We start from the raw sequence: 15,680 nt of genomic DNA, 5'->3' as shown, positions 1-15,680 counted from the left end.
GAAGAGATTCTATAGGGGTGTATATAGGGCGGAGTACCACTTCACCGTCCTTCACGGGTACCGTTTCACCGTCTCGATCTGGGGGTAACTCCCCTGGCCTTTGGTGGGGCTGCTGTGGGCCGGGGTACCGTTTCACCGTGGATATGCGAACTTTTCCCCGACTTATTCGACGGCACCGCTGTTGTGCTGCCGAGCAGAATGCGGATGCCTCCAAGTTCGCAGGAGTAGCGAAAGCCGAGATAGACCGAAGCCACTTTCCGGAGTGCCTGTTTCGCTGCTTTCTGGAAATTCTTGGGATCGGAATAGGCCGCACCGATCTGGCGACGAAGGCCCGACCAGGGAATGAAAGCGCCCTCGCTGCCGAGTTCATAGACCCGATGGGTTGCCCATGCGTAGAGATCGAGTGCAAGGGGGCTGCGCCGAAGCGCCTTCAAGGCGCGCCGATCCACCGGCACGGGATTGGAGGTAATGGCGCGGAAGAACGCCTCGCCCAGAACGACGTAACTGCCATACAGGGCGCGTTGCGATGGCGCGACGTCACTCCACCAGACTTCGCCGCTATCGGTGATGGGCATGGCCTCCTGCCGGGCTGCATCATATGACAGCACGTCGGAGCGCCCGATCTTGTGGCGCTTCTGCGCCAACGCCTGATAGCCGCCGTGGAGAATGGGCAATCCTGCCGTTTAGCGGCAAAGCGCTTTGGGGTGGCTGCCTCGACGGCGATCAAATGGATGAGCCGCTGGCGCCAGGAGGGGCTTGCCGACCCCAAGCCTATTGGCGGTGACCGGCACTCGCACCGGATGGAAGCCCATGTCGAGGAAATCCTGGGCCTGATCGACAAGACGCCGGACATCACCCTGATGGAGATCGTGGCCCACCTGGAGGTGACGCACGGGCTGCGGGTCGCCCACAGCTCCGTATGGCGCCTGCTGGACCGCCACGACATGACGTTCAAAAAAAACGGCGCACGCAAGCGAGCCGCAGCGGCCTGATGTTCTGCGGCGACGGCAGGCGTGGTTCGAGATTCAGCCCGATCTCGCCCCTGAGCGCCTGGTCTTCATCGATGAGACTGGCGCCTCGACCAAGATGGCCCGGCTGCGGGGCCGGGCGCTACGTGGCGAGCGGTGCCGGGCGCCGGTGCCGCACGGACATTGGAAGACAACGACCTTCGTCGGCGCCCTCAGGCTGAGTGGCATGACGGCGCCCATGGTCCTGGATGGCGCCATGAATGGTCCCGCCTTTCTGGCCTATGTCGAGCAGGTCCTGGCGCCGACGCTGTCGCAGGACGACGTCGTGGTCATGGATAACCTGCCCGCCCACAAACTCACCGCCGTGCGTGCTGCCATCGAGGCAACGGGGGCAAAGTTGTACTTCTTGCCGCCATACAGCCCTGACTTCAACCCCATCGAGATGGTCTTCTCGAAGTTCAAGAGCTTCCTCAAGAAGGTCGCGGCCAGGACCAAGGACGACCTCTGGACTGCCATCGCCAGGGGTATCGATCTCTTCACACCGGCCGAATGCCTGAACTACTTCGCCGCTGCCGGTTGTGACCGCGATTGAGCGGAAAATGCTCTAGTAGGCGTATTCCCTGAAGATAGGATCGATCGAGCCCCGCCAACGGGTGTGGAAGGCGTCCAGCATCTCTTCCGATGCGGTCTTGCCGGTCTTGACCACGGATTCGATGGGGTCGAGGTAGATGGTCTCGTCGCGGCCCGAATCGTTGAGGCGGCCGCGGGCCTTCAATCCGGCCGAGGCCAGGCTCAGCATGTCGGCGGCCACCTCGCGCACGCTGCGGCCATGGATAGTGGCGGCCAGTCCCCGGGCGGGGACGGTGGCGCGCAGGGCCTCGCGCTGCTCGGCGGTCCAGTCCTTGACCAGCTCCCAGGCGCCGTCGAGGGCGGTATCGTCGTAAAGCAGGCCGGTCCATAGGGCGGGCAGGGCACAGAGGCGCCGCCAGGGGCCGGCATCGGCACCGCGCATCTCCAGGAACTTCTTGAGCCGCACATCGGGAAAGGCGGTGGTCAGGTGGTCGGCCCAGTCGCCCATGGTGGGCAGCTGGCCGGGAAAGGCGGGCAGCTTGCCCGCCATGAAGTCCCGGAAGCTCTGGCCCGCCGCGTCGATGTACTTGCCGTCGCGATAGACGAAGTACATGGGGACGTCCAGCATCCAGTCCACATAGCGCTCGAACCCCATGCCCTCGTCGAAGGCGAAGGGCAGGCCGCCGGTGCGGTAGCGGTCAGTGTCGGTCCACACGTCGCCCCGCGCCGAGATGAAGCCCGAAGGCTTGCCGTCCACGAAGGGCGAGGCGGCGAATAGGGCGGTGGCGATGGGCTGCAGCGCCAGCGAGACGCGCAGCTTCTTCACCATGTCGGCTTCCGAGGCGAAGTCCAGGTTCACCTGCACCGTGCAGGTGCGCAGCATCATGTCCAGGCCCTTGGTGCCCACCTCGGGCATGTAGCGCCGCATGATCACGTAGCGGCCCTTGGGCATCCAGGGCGTGTCATCCTTGCTCCACTTGGGCTGGAAGCCGACCCCCAGGAAGCCGATGCCCAGATGCTGGGCCACGTGCTTGACCTGGGCCAGGTGATGGGTGACCTCGGCGGCGGTCTGGTGGATGTTGTCCAGAAGGCCGCCCGACAGTTCCAACTGCCCGCCCGGCTCCAGGCTGATGGCGGCGCCGCAGTAATCGTGCAGGGCGATGACGTTGTCGCCCTCGAACACCGGCTCCCAGCCCAGGCCCACCAGCCCGTCGAGCATGGCCTTGATGCCCTTGTCGCCGCCATAGGGCACCGGCTTCAGGTCGTCGAGCGAGAAGCCGAACTTCTCGTGCTCGGTGCCGATGCGCCAGGCATCCTTCGGCTTGCACCCGGATTCCAGGTACTCGACCAGCTGGTGCTTGCCGGCGATGGGTTCGCCGCTGGGCTTGGCGGGTGCGGACATGGGCGGGATGATCCTACTGAGCAAGTGCGGAAGCTCCAGCAAACGACAGCGCGCATGAGGGCGTCAAGCGCCGAATCAGCCCCCCACCCCTCGCGGTCCACACCCCTTGACGCGAATAAGGTGTTGCGGAACAGGCCCCAGTGCGTTTACGTCACTGCCCAATGCTGCAAGTTTGTTCCGGTGTCCCATGATGAAGATCATTCGCGCGAAGCTGCATGGCATTCGCGTTACCAATGCCGACCTCAATTATCACGGCTCGATCACCCTCGATCCCGAGCAGTGCGAGATGGCCGGCATCTATCCCATGGAATTCGTCGACATCTGGAACAAGAACTCGGCGGCCCGCATTTCGACCTATGTCATCTTCGGCGAGCCGGGCTCGCGCTGCTGCGTCCTGAACGGCGCCGCCGCCCGCACCTGCCAGAAGGGCGACGAGCTGATCATTGCCGCCTCGGCCGACATTTCCGGGCCGGAGAAGCTGTACGACATCAAGCCACGCATCCTGACCTTCCTGCCCGACAATCACGTGGATCAGGTGCTGTACTACGACGTGTTCCAGAGCGAGAAGCGGCCCTACGACTTCCGCATCGTCGACGCCGACAAGCACACCATCGAGAGCTGCCACACCTGGCCCAACGTGGATATCACCAAGCTGCGGTCCGATCTGGCCGCCAAGGGCTGGTCCGAGGCCGAGATCGATTCCTTCATCGCGTCGCATTTCTCGCTGTAGTCATGAAGCCCGCCATCGTCCTGCTCAGCGGCGGCCTTGATTCCGCCACGGTGCTGGCCATCGCCAAGGCCGAGGGCTTTGCCCCGGCGGCGCTGACCTTCCGCTACGGCCAGCGCCACGCGGTGGAGATCCGGGCGGCCGAGCGGGTGGCGGCGGCTCTGGGCATCCGCGATCACCGCATCGCCGACATCGACCTGCGGGTCTTCGGCGGCTCGGCGCTGACCTCGGATATCGCCGTGCCCAAGGGTGAGCTGGACGAGGCCATCCCCGCCGGCATCCCCGTCACCTATGTGCCGGCCCGCAACACCATCATGCTGTCCTTCGCCCTGGCCTTCGCCGAGGTTCTGGGCGCCGCCGACATCTTCGTCGGCGTCAACGCCGTGGATTATTCCGGCTATCCCGATTGCCGCCCCGACTATATCAAGGCCTTCGAGGCCATGGCCAATCTGGCCACCAAGGCGGCGGTGGAGGGGACGCGGCTGACCATCCACACCCCGCTGATCGACCTGACCAAGGGACAGATCATCCGGCGCGGGCTGGACCTGGGCGTGGATTATTCCATCACGTCGACCTGCTACGACCCCACTCCGGACGGCAAGGCTTGCGGCCATTGCGATTCCTGCCGCCTGCGGCTCAAGGGCTTCGCCGAGGCCGGTCTGGCCGATCCGGCCGAATACGCCTCCTGATCCGGATCAGTGTTCCAGCCAGGCCTGGAACATCAGGGCGTGCCACATCTCGTTCTGCCAGTTCTTGGCCCCCGAGCGGTGCTCGCGCCAGCACTGGGCGACCAGGGCGGCGTTCAGGTGACCCTGGCGGCGCAGCCTCTCCTCGGACAGCAGGTCGTCGGCCCAGTCGCGCAACGGACCGTTCAGCCAGCGGCGCAGCGGCACCTCGAAGCCCATCTTGGGGCGGTCGACCAGGGCGCGCGGCACCAGGCGGTACAGCACCCGGCGCAACACCGCCTTGCCCGTCTCCCCTTCGATCTTCAGGCTCGTGGGCAGGCTCCAGGCGAAGCGGGCGATGTCCAGGGCCAGGAAGGGCAGGCGGGCCTCCAGCGAGGCGCCCATGGTGGCGCGGTCGGTCTTGACGCACAGATCGTCGGGTAGGTAGCCCATGGCATCCAGCACCATGGTGGCCAGGGCGTCATCGTGCAGGCGGGGCGTGGGGGCGGAAAACAGGCTCTCGGCCCGCCCGGCCCCCGGCACCAGATCGGACATGCCGCGCCAGCGGGAATAATGCAGGCCCAGCAGCTCGGCCAGGGAGCCGGCCTCCAGCCTCTCGGCCTCGCGGCCCAGGCGGTGGCCGGGATGGCTGCGGCGCTTGCGGACCGTTCCCGCCAGGGCGGCCAGCCCCTCGGCCGGTCCGGCCAGCCCGCGGGCGCCCATGGCCCCCAGCGCCCGGAGGCCGTCGGGCAATCCCTGCAGCCGCCGCCAGTCCCTGGGAATGGAACGGTAGATGCCGTAGCCGCCGAACAACTCGTCGGCGCCATCGCCCGACAGCGCCACCGTGACGCTTTTGCGGGTCACCTGGGCCAGCAGGGCGGTGGGCAGGGCGGCGGCATCGGCGAAGGGCTCGTCGTAGAGGACGGGCAGGCGCGCCACTTGGGCCAGGGCCTCGGCATCGCTGATCCTCACCTCGGTGTGGAGGGTGCCCAGATGGTCGGCGACGGCGCGGGCATGGGCGCTTTCGTCCAGCCCGGCCTGATCGAAGCCGATGGTGAAGGAATGAACCGGCTCGGCCGATAATTGCCTCATCAGGGCGGCGGTCGCCGAGGAATCGATGCCGCCCGACAGGAAGACGCCCACCGGCACGTCGGCCTGCATGCGCAGCCGCACGGACTCCCGCAGCAGTTCCTCCAGCCGGTCGGCGGCGTCCTCGGCGCTGCCGGCGAAGCTGTCCTCCAGCCCGGCGGCGCAGTCCGCCGCCGACCAATAGGCCTTGGCGGAGATGTCGCCGCCGTTCACCCGCATCAGGTGGCCGGGTTCCAGCTTGAACACGCCGGGATGGATGGTGTGGGGGGCGGGAATCCAGCCCAGCCGCATGTAAAGGGCCAGGGCGTCGCGGTCGATGCCGCCGGTCCAGGCGGGATGGGCGCGCAGCGCCTTCAGCTCCGAACCGAACAGCAGGCTTCCGCCGGCCTTGGCCCAGTACAGGGGTTTCTCGCCGAAGCGGTCGCGGGCCAGGGTCAGGACCCGCTCCCGGCGGTCCCACAGGGCGAAGGCGAACATGCCGTCGAAGGCGGCCAGGGCCGCCTCGATCCCCCAGGCGGAGACCGCCTCCAGCAGCACCTCGGTGTCGGAATGGCCGCGCCAGGCCATGCTTTCGCCCAGCCGAGCCCGCAGGTCGGCGTGATTGTAGATCTCGCCGTTGAAGCTGATCACCCAGCGCCCGTCATGGGACGTCATGGGCTGGTGGCCCTGGGGCGTCAGGTCGATGATGGCCAGGCGGCGAAAGCCCAGGGCGACGCCGGCATCGTCGTCCACCCAGGCGCCGTCGTCGTCGGGGCCGCGATGGACAAGGGTGGCGGCCATGGCGCGCACCACCGTTTCACGGTCGGGCGTGGCCCGGGTCAGGTCGAGAAAGCCGGCGAAGCCGCACATGATCGCTGGAACGTTCCGCTATGAAATCGCAGGGACCTTAGCCCTTGCGCAGCACCACCACAAGACCGGGAACATCCTCCCCCGCTTCCTGGCGGGTGGAGGCGCGCTCGGCCGAAACCACGGAAAAGCCGTTGGCGGCGGCCACCGCGTCCACATATTCGGGGGCGTGGGCATAGCGGTTCTTGGCGCCCAGTACATAGGAGGCGCAGTCGTCGGCACGCTCCACCGTGAAGGCGAACACGCCGCCGGGCTTCAGGGCCAGGGCGGTGGCGGCCATGATGTCCTCAAGGCCGCCGAAATAGACCAGGACGTCGGCGGCGACCACCAGATCATAGGCGTGAGGGTGGTGCCTCAAGCCGGCGACCAGTTCGCCCACCTCCAGCCCGTCATAGAGGCCGCGGGCCCGGGCCTTGTCCACCATGGCGCCGGACAGGTCGATGCCGTCCAGGCGGGCGGCCAGGGGGCGCAGGACCGGGGCGGCCAGGCCGGTGCCGCAACCCGCGTCGAGCACGTCCAGGTCCTGGCGGCGGTCCAGGGCCTTGTCCATGGCCTGGGCCAGCAGCGCCGGAGCGCGGTAGGCCAGCTTGTCCACCAGGGCGGCGTCGAACTTATCGGCGTAATCGTCGAACAGCTGGCGCACATAGGCGTCCGGCGCGCGGGCGGGGGCTTCGCCGGCGCCGGCCTGGGCCAGCCCGAGGGCGGCGCCGTGGCGGTCCTCGGGGTCCAGTTCCAGGCAACGGCGGAAGGACTTGGCGGCGCGGTTCTTCTCGCCCAGCACCAGCCGGGCCTCGGCGAGACAGTAATGAGCGTGCACCGAATCCGGGGCGGCGGTCACCGCCCGCTCGAAGGCGGCGGCGGCGGCTTCGGGCATGCCCAGCGCCTTGCGGACCAAGCCCAGTTCCAGCCAGCCCGCCATATCGCGGGAATTGATCTTGGTGGCGCGCTCGGCATGCAGCCGGGCCTCGTCGAGGCGCCCCATGCCGCGCAGCGCCGCCGCCAGATTCGCCCGCGTGCCCGCATGGTCACGGCGCAGCTCCGCCGCCCCCGACAGCACCGCCACCGCCCGCTCGTACTGGCCCAGCGAGCCCAGCACCAGCCCGTAATTGTTCAGCGCCACCGCCCAGTCGGGACGAATCTCCAGGGAGCGTTCCAGCATGCGGGCGGCCTCGGCATGATCACCAGTCTGGTGCAGCAGGGTGCCCAGCGTGCACAGGGCCTCGGGATGGCGGGGGGCGACCTTGACCGCTCGCCGCGCATGCTCCAGCGCCTCGGCCTTGTTGCGCCCCAGCCGTCCCAGAAGCTCGGCCAGCCGGGCATTGGCCTCGGCATGATCGGGCTCACGCGACAGGATGGCGCGATAGTGCAAGATGGCACTGTTGTAATTGTCCAGGGCTTCCAGGGCGCGGCCCAGGGCCAGGCGGGGAACCGACTGGTTGGGATCGGCGGCCACCGCCTGGGTCAGATGCTCGGCCGCCCGCCGGGCCTGTCCCTGGGCCAGGGCGATCAGGCCCAGAAGATAATGGGCGCCGCCGAAATCCGGCTTGGACTCGACGATGCTGCGCGCCAGACGCCGGGCCTCGGCGGCATTGCCGTCGTCCCAGGCCGCCATGGCGCGGCCGAACGCCTCTCCGATATTCAGCGGCTTGCTGTTGGCACTCATGGTTTCCCCTCTTTCGTTACAGAATAGGCCGCTCGGCGCAAAGCGAGCAACGCGGGAAAGCGGGGGCGGCGTTTCGGCTTGCGAATGGCAACGATGTCTGTTACATATTGCCCATGGCCAAGAACTGTCGTTTCGCCGTCGCCGTCCACATCACCTCTCTGCTCGCCACCATGGACGGGCAGGCTTGCACGTCGGAGTGGATCGCCGGCTCGGTCAACACCAACCCCGTGGTGGTGCGCCGCCTGCTGTCGGCCCTGGCCAAGGCGGGGCTGGTCAGCTCGACGCGGGGCAGCGCCGGCGGATCGGTGCTGGCCCGGCCCGCTGACCGCATCTCCCTGCTCGATATCCATCGGGCGGTGGACGAGGAGGAGGAGCCGGCCCTGCACAACCAGCCGCCCAATCCGGCCTGTCCGGTGGGGCGCAACATCCAGTCGGTGCTGGTCCGGGTCATGGAACGGGCCGATGCCGCCCGCGACGCGGTTCTGTCCACCACCAAGCTGTCGGAAGTGGTGGGGGCCTTGAAGGTCGAGGGATAAGCCCCTTTTTTGCGAATTAACGTAACAGTAACAGATACCATTACATCTTAGGAGAGCAGCATGACTTCCATCGCCATCGTCTTTCATTCCGGCTACGGCCATACCCAGGTGGTGGCCGAGGCGGTCGCCGCCGGCGCCGCCCAGGTTCCGGGCGCCCAGGTCCATCTGGTTCCGGCCGATCAGGCCGAGGCCAAGGCCGACGTCCTGAACGGCGCCGACGCCATCATCTTCGGCTCGCCCACCTACATGGGTTCGGCCTCGGCCAAGTTCAAAGAGTTCATGGAGTGGAGCTCCAAGACCTGGTACGGCCGGGGCTGGGCCGACAAGGTCGCGGCGGGCTTCACCGTCTCGGCCAGCCAGAGCGGCGACAAGCTGGCCGTCCTGCAGCAACTGTCGGTGTTCGCTGCCCAGCACGGCATGATCTGGGTGGGTTTGGACCTGCTGCCCGGCAACAACAATTCCAAGGGCAGCGTCGAGGATCTCAACCGTCTGGGCAGCTTCCTCGGCGTCATGGCCCAGGCCAATGCCGACCAGGGGCCGGAAGGCGTCACCGAAGCCGACAAGAAGACCGCCGCCCATCTGGGCAAGCGGGTGGCCGAGGCAGCCGCGCGCTGGACCAAGTAATGGATTGATTTGTCATCCCGAACGAAGGGAGGGATCTCCGCCTGGAGCATCGATGCCGAACCGGATCTGCCGGTCCAGGATGAGATCCCTCGCCCCCGTTCGGGATGACGTCAAATGGGTGGCCGAAGCGGCCGCCCCGACTCCGCTTCTCAGGGTTTCAATGTATTGACGGGGGTCAGGTAAGCTACTTACCTTGCCGCCCATGGGGATCAGGGACACCGCCATCACGTGGTGGGGCGAGTTCCGTTCGCGGGAACTCGAGGGCACCTTCGTCGATTCGTCCCGGCAACGTCTGCGGGACGGGGCCTATCTCTGCGTCCTGGCCACCAGCCTGACCAGCCTTGCCTTTGCGCCCCTCGACCTGCTGGCGCTTGAAGGACGCCGGTTGGTGTTCTTCCTGACGGTGCGCCTGGCCATTGCCATCGTGCTGGCCGTCGGGCTGGCCGCCCTGGCGCGGGCCAGGACGTCGCGCATGATCATTGCCGTCACCCATCTGCACCTCTACACCTTCTTTTTCCTCAACGCCCTGGTCTTCGCCCATCCCCTGCTGGATCGCCACGGCGGCATGTTCTTTCCGCTGATCGCCATGTCCATGTTCATGTTCGCGCCGGGACCGCTGCGGCGGGTGGCGCTGCTATGCGCCGTCGGGCCGCTGGTCAGCCTGCTGGCCTGGGCCGAACTGCGCGAGGTGCCGGAAAGCCCGGCCGACATGGCCATCATCACCCTGATGACCGGGGTGGCCTATCTGGTCGGCGCCACCGCCCGCATCCAGTTCGAGCGCATGGGCCGCCGCCAGTTTCTGCTGGTGGAGGGCGAGCGTCAGGCGCGCATCACCCTGCTGGACGCCAAGGAGGCGGCCGAGGCCGGCACGCGGGCCAAGAGCGAGTTCCTGGCGGTGATGAGCCACGAGATCCGTACCCCCATGAACGGCATTCTGGGCATGGTGCGGCTGCTGCTCGACCGGCCGCTGGAGGCAGAGGACCGCGAGCGTCTGGAAATGGTCCACCATTCCGCCGAACTGCTGCTGGGCATCCTGGACAACATTCTGGACCTGTCCAAGGTGGAGGCCGGGCGCATGGAATTCGAACGCTCGCCCTTCAGTCCAGCCCGCACCCTGGCCGGCATCCAGACCCTGCTCTCGGCCCGCGCCCGCGAAAAGGGCCTGGAGCTGTCCCATGCCATTGGCCCGGAGGTCCCCGAATGGGTGGAGGGCGATGGCGGACGCCTGCGGCAGATCCTGCTGAATCTGGCGGGCAATGCGTTGAAATTCACGGATTCAGGCCATGTGCTGATCCGGGTGGGACTGGCCGGCGATGGGTCTGGCCGGCTGGAATTCTCGGTGACCGACACCGGGATCGGTCTTGGCGAGGCCGAGATCGGGCGGCTGTTCCATGCCTTCGCCCAGGCGGATTCCTCCATCACCCGGCGCTTCGGCGGCACGGGGCTGGGCCTGGCCATCTGCCGCCGGCTGGTGGAGGCCCAGGGCGGCGAGATCGGGGTGGAAAGCCGCCCCGGCGTGGGCAGCCGCTTCTGGTTCCGCCTCGCCCTGCCGGCTGGCCGGGCGCCGGCCCTGGGCGCGGTGGATGCTCGGGGCGAGGTGGTTCTTCCCCCTCTCTCGGTGCTGGTGGCCGAGGATAATCCCATCAATCAGAAGGTGGCCCTGGGCTTTCTCACCCAGGCCGGCCATCGCGTCACCGTCGCCGCCAACGGCGCCGAGGCCCTGGCCCTGGCGCGGGACGGCGGCTTCGACGTGGTGCTGATGGACATGCAGATGCCGGTGATGGACGGCCTGGAGGCGGTCTCGCGCATCCGGGCGCTGCCCGCTCCGGCGGGGGACGTGCCGGTGATCGCCCTGACCGCCAACGCCATGCGCGGCGACGCCGAACGGTGCCGGGAGGCGGGCATGAACGCCCATGTGGCCAAGCCGGTGGATCCGGCCATCCTGTTCCGGGTCATCGGCGATGTGCTGGCGGGTGGTCCGGTCGGGGCGACGCCCGCGGCCGGACAGACAGCGCCCTTCGCCGAACTGAGCGCCTATCTGGGGCCGGAGGGCATGACCAGCCTGGTCAGCGCCTTTCTCACCCATGCCGAGGCGGCCTGTCGCATCCTGGCCGAGGAAACCGGCGATCTGCTGCGCCTGCACATGGCGGCCCACGATCTCAAGAGCATGGCCGGGACGGCGGGTTGCGCGTCTCTCGCCGATCTCGCCGCCGCCATCGAGGTCGCCGCCCGCGATGGCCGTGCCGACGAGGTACGCCGGCATATCCAGCCGCTGGGCGAGGTCTGGTCGGCGACCCGCGCAACGCTGGAACAGCGTTTCGGGCGGGCTCAGGAATTGGCCGACAGCACCGTTCCGGCCAGATAGAGCGAGCCGCAGATCAGGATGCGGGCGGGGGCCGAACCGGCCGCCACCAGCTCGGCGATGGCCGCCTCCACCGACGGCGCGGGCTTGGCGTCCAGGCAGAAATGCCGGGTCGCCGCCGTGGCGCCGTCCTCGGCCGACAGGGATGCCGCCTCTCCCGGGATGGCCACGGTGCGCAGGGTGTGAAAGCGCGCCGCCAGGGGTTCGAGATAGCCGTCCACGTCCTTGGTGGACAGAATGCCGAACACGCCCATCAGCGGCTTGTCCCGCCACGAGCGGGCATGCTGGGCGATGGCCTCGGCGGCGTGGGGATTGTGGCCGCCGTCCAGCCACAGCTCCCAGCCCTCGGGCAGCAGGTCGACCAGCGGCCCCTGGGTCAGGCGCTGCAGCCGCGCCGGCCATTCCACCGAGCGGACGCCGAGGCCCAGGGCGCCCGGGGGGAAGTCGGGGAAGGCGGGAACCGGCGCGGTGCGCGACAGGCGCTCGATGCAGGCCAGGGCCAGGGCGGTGTTGCGGTACTGGAACGCTCCGGCCAAGGCGGGGGCGGGCAGGCTCCATTCCACCGACGGGCCGCGATAGATCAGCCCGCCATCGGAGGCGGTGCGGGCGAAGAAGTGCTCGCCCTCCTTGATCAGCGGCACGCCCAGTTCGGTCGAGCGGGCGTCGAGCACCTTGGCGGCTTTGCGGCCTTGCTTGGCCACGACGCAGGCGACGCCGCGCTTCATGATGCCGGCCTTCTCGGCGGCGATGGCCTCGATGCGGCCGCCCAGGAAGCTCTCATGATCCATGGCGATGGGAGTCAGCACGGTCAGCGCCGGGCGCTCGACCACGTTGGTGGCATCCAGCCGCCCGCCCAGCCCGGTCTCCAGGATGCAGATCTCGGCCGGGCTCCGGGCAAAGGCCAGGAAGGCGGCCGCCGTGGTGATCTCGAAGAAGGTGATGGGGTTGCCCCCGTTGGCGGCTTCCACCTCTTCCAGCAAGGCCAGCAATTGCGGGTCCGAGGGCAATGCGCCGGCGATGCGGATGCGCTCGGCGAAGCGCACCAGATGGGGCGAGGTATAGACGTGGGCTCGCAGCCCCGCCGCCTCGAACAGGGCGCGAAGCGTCGCCACCGTCGATCCCTTGCCGTTGGTTCCCGCCACGTGGATGACCGGCGGCAGCCTGTCCTGGGGATTGCCCAGGGCGTCGAGCAGCCCGAGGACGCGCTCCAGGGACAGGTCGATGACTTTGGGGTGCAGCCGGGTCAGGCGGTCGAGAATGCGGTCGATCATGGTCGCTGGATTGGCGTGGCGGCAGGGTCAGGCGCGGTCGGGAATGGTGAAGCTGAAGGTGCTGCCCTGGTTGGGGACGGACACCACCCGAATGCGGCCGCCGTGACGTTCCACGATCTTGCGGCAGATGGCAAGGCCTATCCCGGTTCCCTCATAGAGGCTGAGCGGGTGCAGGCGCTGGAACACCATGAAGATCTTGTCCCAATAGGCTTCCTCGACACCGATTCCGTTGTCGGTGACGGAAAATTCCCAGGTGCCCCCCTGGTGTGCCGCGCTGAGCCGGATTTCCGGCGGCCGATCGGGATGGCGGAATTTGAGGGCATTGCCGATCAGGTGCTGGAACAGGGCCTTCAACTGGTCCGGATTGGCCTGAACCACCGGCAGGCTGCCCAGGCTGACCACGGCGCCCGCCTCGTCCAGCTTGGGCTTCCAGGCCTCCAGAATGGCGGCGACGATCTCGGCGGCATCCACCGGCGGAAAGAACGCGGGACCCTGGTCGACCAGGGTGTATTCCTGCAGCCCCGCCAACTGGTCCCGCATGCGATGGGCCCCCGCCACGGCATAGGCGATGTACTGGTCCGCATCCTCGCCCAGCTTGCCGCGGTAGCGCAGCTCCAGCAATTGCAGGAAGCTGGCGATGGTCCGGGCCGGTTCCTGCAGGTCGTGGGCGGCGACGGTGGTGACCATCTCCAGGTCGGACAGGGCCCGGCGCAGCTTTTCCTCGGCGGAACTGCGCCGGGTGATGTCGCGGCTGATGCCCACCATGCCCATCAGGGTGCCGCCGTTCTCGTGAATGGGCGCCTTGATGGTTTCCAGCAGCACATGCCGCCCATCGGGATAGTCGATCCATTCCTCGTTGGTGGTGGGCCGTCCCGCCGCCATGGCCGCGCGATCCTTGGAGCGGTAGAACTCGGCGACTTCGGGCGGCGCGAACTCGTCGTCGGTCTTGCCGATCATTTCGGCTTCCGGGCGGCCACAATAGGACGCAAAGGCCCGGTTGTAGCCGAGATAGCGTGATTGCGGGTCCTTGAAGAAGATCAGGTCGGGGACCGAATCCATCAGGGTCCGCAGCAGGGCCTGCTCCTTGGCCAGGGCGGTGTAGGGAGTCTGGACGCCCGAGACGAACAGCGCGCCGTAGATCAGCAGATAGGCCAGCGCCTTGCCCAGGTGGCCCGCCAGGTTGAAGAGGTCGCCCACATCGCCGTAAAGGGTCAGCAGCACGCCCGATAGGGCCATAATCCAGGCGGCAGCGGCCAGCTTCAGCTCGTTGGGGTCCCCCGTGCGGCGAAACCGCAGATACATGGCACTGGCGGCCCCCACATAGGCGACGGACAGGACGTATTCCGCGCTGATCTTGAACGGGGTCAGGCCGCTGCCGGGAATGAAGGTCCGGGGGAACCATTCGGGGTGAACCAGCCCGATGGCGACCAGCGTCGTGGTGACCAGCGCGACGCCGCCAAGCCAGAACCGCCGCGTGGCATCACGCCACTGGTGGTCGGTGGTGACGATAACGGCCAGGACCAGCCCCACCGCCATGGCCAGGCGGCCGAGAAGCCACAGATTGATGGCCTTTTCCGGGCTGCTCGGGGTGACCAGATCCGGCATGCCGGCGTAGGAGAGGGTATGGAAGACATCGATGGCCGAAGCCGCCAGGGCGGCCAGACCCAGGATCAGGTTCCGCTGGTTGGGGTCGGTGCGGCGCACCGCCCAGCCGAGCGAGAACACCATCAGCGACACGGTGATGCTGATCAGTTCCAGAGCGGAGTGGATGGCCAGGTAGGATGCCGGGTCGTCGAAGATTCGTCCCGGCGGGACGATGCGCACCGCCAAGCCGCAAAGCGCCGCCGCCGCGACCAGAAGAAGCAGCGGCAGGGCCAGGGAAAGCACGTCCTTTTCAACCCGGTTCAAGGCGGGGACCTCGCAGACACGCCCACAAACGACAATACCGAGGCCCAGGGCCTCGGTATTACCTTCGCGCTAGTATAAGGGGCCGCACCCGGGAATTCCAGTCCCGTGACGCTCCGCTCAGTCCTGATCGACGGCGTCGGGGGTATCGATGGGCAGGGACAGCAGGTCGCCGGCCGCCCCGCGGTTCTTCAACAGCGACAGGATGCGGATCATGGTGGCGCGCAGGTCGCGGCGCGGCACCACCATGTCGACCATGCCGTGCTCCAGCAGGTATTCCGCCTTCTGGAAGCCTTCGGGCAGCTTCTCGCGGATGGTACTTTCGATGACGCGGGCACCGGCGAAGCCGATCACCGCCCCGGGCTCGGCGATGGCGATGTCGCCCAGCATGGCGAAGCTGGCCGAGACGCCGCCGGTGGTGGGATCGGTCAGCAGCACGATATAGGGCAGCCGCTTCTCCTTGACCTTGTCCACCGCCACGGTGGTCCTGGCCATCTGCATCAGCGACAGGATGCCTTCCTGCATGCGGGCGCCGCCCGAGGCGGGAATGACGATCAGCGGCGCATCCTGCAGCACCGCCAGCTCGGCCGCCGCCACGATGCCCTCGCCCACCGCGACGCCCATGGAGCCGCCCTGGAAGTCAAAGTTGAAGCAGGCCGCCACCACGTTCATGCCGCCCATGCGGCCGTGGGCCACCACGATGGCGTCGGTCTCACCGGTCTTGGAACGGGTGTCCTTGAGCCGGTCGGAATAGCGCTTCTGGTCCTTGAACTTCAGCGGGTCGTCGGCGACCTTGGGCAGTTCGATGCGCTGGAACTGGCCGTCATCGAACAGCATGCCGAGGCGCTTCTTGACCGAAAGCCGCAGGTGATGGCCGCAATGCTGGCAGACGTTCAGGGACTTCTCCAGGTCGCGGTGAAAAATCATGTGGCCGCAGCCCGGGCATTTGAGCCACAGGTTGTCGGGCACCTCCTTGGGCGCCACCAGACCGATCAGGCGCTCTTTCAGCGAACGCCGGGTGTTGTCGAGATTGGTCAGCCAATTCATGGAAA

The 15,680-nt window shown here is 67.6% G+C and carries 13 protein-coding genes; 6 read left to right on the top strand and 7 right to left on the bottom strand.

Annotated elements, in window-relative coordinates; translation table 11 throughout:
* Nucleotides 1-65: 65 nt before the first annotated feature.
* Complete coding sequence (locus tag AMB_RS24690; protein WP_148207503.1) at nt 66-575, bottom strand: replication protein RepA; 510 nt, start codon at nt 573-575, stop codon at nt 66-68.
* A gap of 51 nt (nt 576-626) precedes the next feature.
* Between AMB_RS24690 and AMB_RS24685 the strand changes: the two genes are divergently transcribed.
* Nucleotides 627-1,560, top strand: a protein-coding gene (locus tag AMB_RS24685) for an IS630 family transposase (RefSeq protein ID WP_231848908.1) whose coding sequence is annotated in 2 segments (ribosomal slippage) — nt 627-964 and nt 963-1,560 — 936 coding nt in all. Because the reading frame shifts where the segments join, the coding sequence is not laid out codon by codon here.
* A 12-nt stretch (nt 1,561-1,572) separates the two neighbouring features.
* Here AMB_RS24685 and AMB_RS20355 read toward each other — a convergent pair.
* Complete coding sequence (locus AMB_RS20355) at nt 1,573-2,940, bottom strand: glutamate--cysteine ligase (RefSeq protein ID WP_043745404.1); 1,368 nt, start codon at nt 2,938-2,940, stop codon at nt 1,573-1,575.
* 187 nt (nt 2,941-3,127) lie between these two features.
* On the opposite strand from AMB_RS20355, the gene AMB_RS20350 reads away from it, so the two are divergent.
* Both AMB_RS20350 and queC read left to right on the top strand, forming a co-directional pair.
* A complete protein-coding gene (locus AMB_RS20350; RefSeq protein ID WP_011386375.1) occupies nt 3,128-3,670 on the top strand; it encodes an aspartate 1-decarboxylase in 543 nt (180 codons plus the stop codon).
* Between the two features lie 2 nt (nt 3,671-3,672).
* Nucleotides 3,673-4,356, top strand: a complete 684-nt coding sequence (queC, locus tag AMB_RS20345; RefSeq protein WP_011386374.1) for a 7-cyano-7-deazaguanine synthase QueC — start codon at nt 3,673-3,675, stop codon at nt 4,354-4,356.
* 6 nt (nt 4,357-4,362) lie between these two features.
* On the opposite strand, the gene asnB is transcribed toward queC, so the two are convergent.
* Nucleotides 4,363-6,270 (bottom strand): asparagine synthase (glutamine-hydrolyzing), encoded by a 1,908-nt coding sequence (gene asnB, locus AMB_RS20340; protein WP_043745402.1) that lies wholly within the window; start codon nt 6,268-6,270, stop codon nt 4,363-4,365.
* Between the two features lie 37 nt (nt 6,271-6,307).
* Nucleotides 6,308-7,930: a tetratricopeptide repeat protein gene (locus tag AMB_RS20335; RefSeq protein ID WP_011386372.1), complete on the bottom strand. Its 1,623-nt coding sequence runs from the start codon at nt 7,928-7,930 to the stop codon at nt 6,308-6,310.
* 113 nt (nt 7,931-8,043) lie between these two features.
* On the opposite strand from AMB_RS20335, the gene AMB_RS20330 reads away from it, so the two are divergent.
* The 3 genes from AMB_RS20330 (at nt 8,044) to AMB_RS20320 (ending at nt 11,455) form a co-directional block, all read left to right on the top strand.
* Nucleotides 8,044-8,466, top strand: coding sequence for an Rrf2 family transcriptional regulator (locus AMB_RS20330; protein WP_043745399.1), 423 nt, complete (start codon nt 8,044-8,046; stop codon nt 8,464-8,466).
* 60 nt (nt 8,467-8,526) lie between these two features.
* Nucleotides 8,527-9,090: a flavodoxin family protein gene (locus AMB_RS20325; RefSeq protein WP_011386370.1), complete on the top strand. Its 564-nt coding sequence runs from the start codon at nt 8,527-8,529 to the stop codon at nt 9,088-9,090.
* A gap of 202 nt (nt 9,091-9,292) precedes the next feature.
* Nucleotides 9,293-11,455, top strand: coding sequence for an ATP-binding protein (locus AMB_RS20320; RefSeq protein WP_070108674.1), 2,163 nt, complete (start codon nt 9,293-9,295; stop codon nt 11,453-11,455).
* Here AMB_RS20320 and AMB_RS20315 read toward each other — a convergent pair.
* The 3 genes from AMB_RS20315 to accD all read right to left on the bottom strand — a co-directional run bounded on the left by AMB_RS20315 (nt 11,419) and on the right by accD (nt 15,675).
* Entirely contained in the window at nt 11,419-12,723 is a 1,305-nt protein-coding gene (locus tag AMB_RS20315) for a bifunctional folylpolyglutamate synthase/dihydrofolate synthase (RefSeq protein ID WP_043745395.1), read from the bottom strand. The genes AMB_RS20320 and AMB_RS20315 overlap by 37 nt on opposite strands.
* A gap of 27 nt (nt 12,724-12,750) precedes the next feature.
* A complete protein-coding gene (locus AMB_RS20310; protein ID WP_011386366.1) occupies nt 12,751-14,631 on the bottom strand; it encodes a sensor histidine kinase in 1,881 nt (626 codons plus the stop codon).
* Between the two features lie 117 nt (nt 14,632-14,748).
* Nucleotides 14,749-15,675, bottom strand: a complete 927-nt coding sequence (accD, locus tag AMB_RS20305) for an acetyl-CoA carboxylase, carboxyltransferase subunit beta (protein ID WP_011386365.1) — start codon at nt 15,673-15,675, stop codon at nt 14,749-14,751.
* Nucleotides 15,676-15,680: the final 5 nt, after the last annotated feature.

Source organism: Paramagnetospirillum magneticum AMB-1 (assembly GCF_000009985.1).
GTDB lineage: Bacteria > Pseudomonadota > Alphaproteobacteria > Rhodospirillales > Magnetospirillaceae > Phaeospirillum > Phaeospirillum magneticum.
The sequence above is the reverse complement of the archived record's forward strand: the minus strand, read 5'-3'. Positions and strand labels throughout refer to the sequence as shown.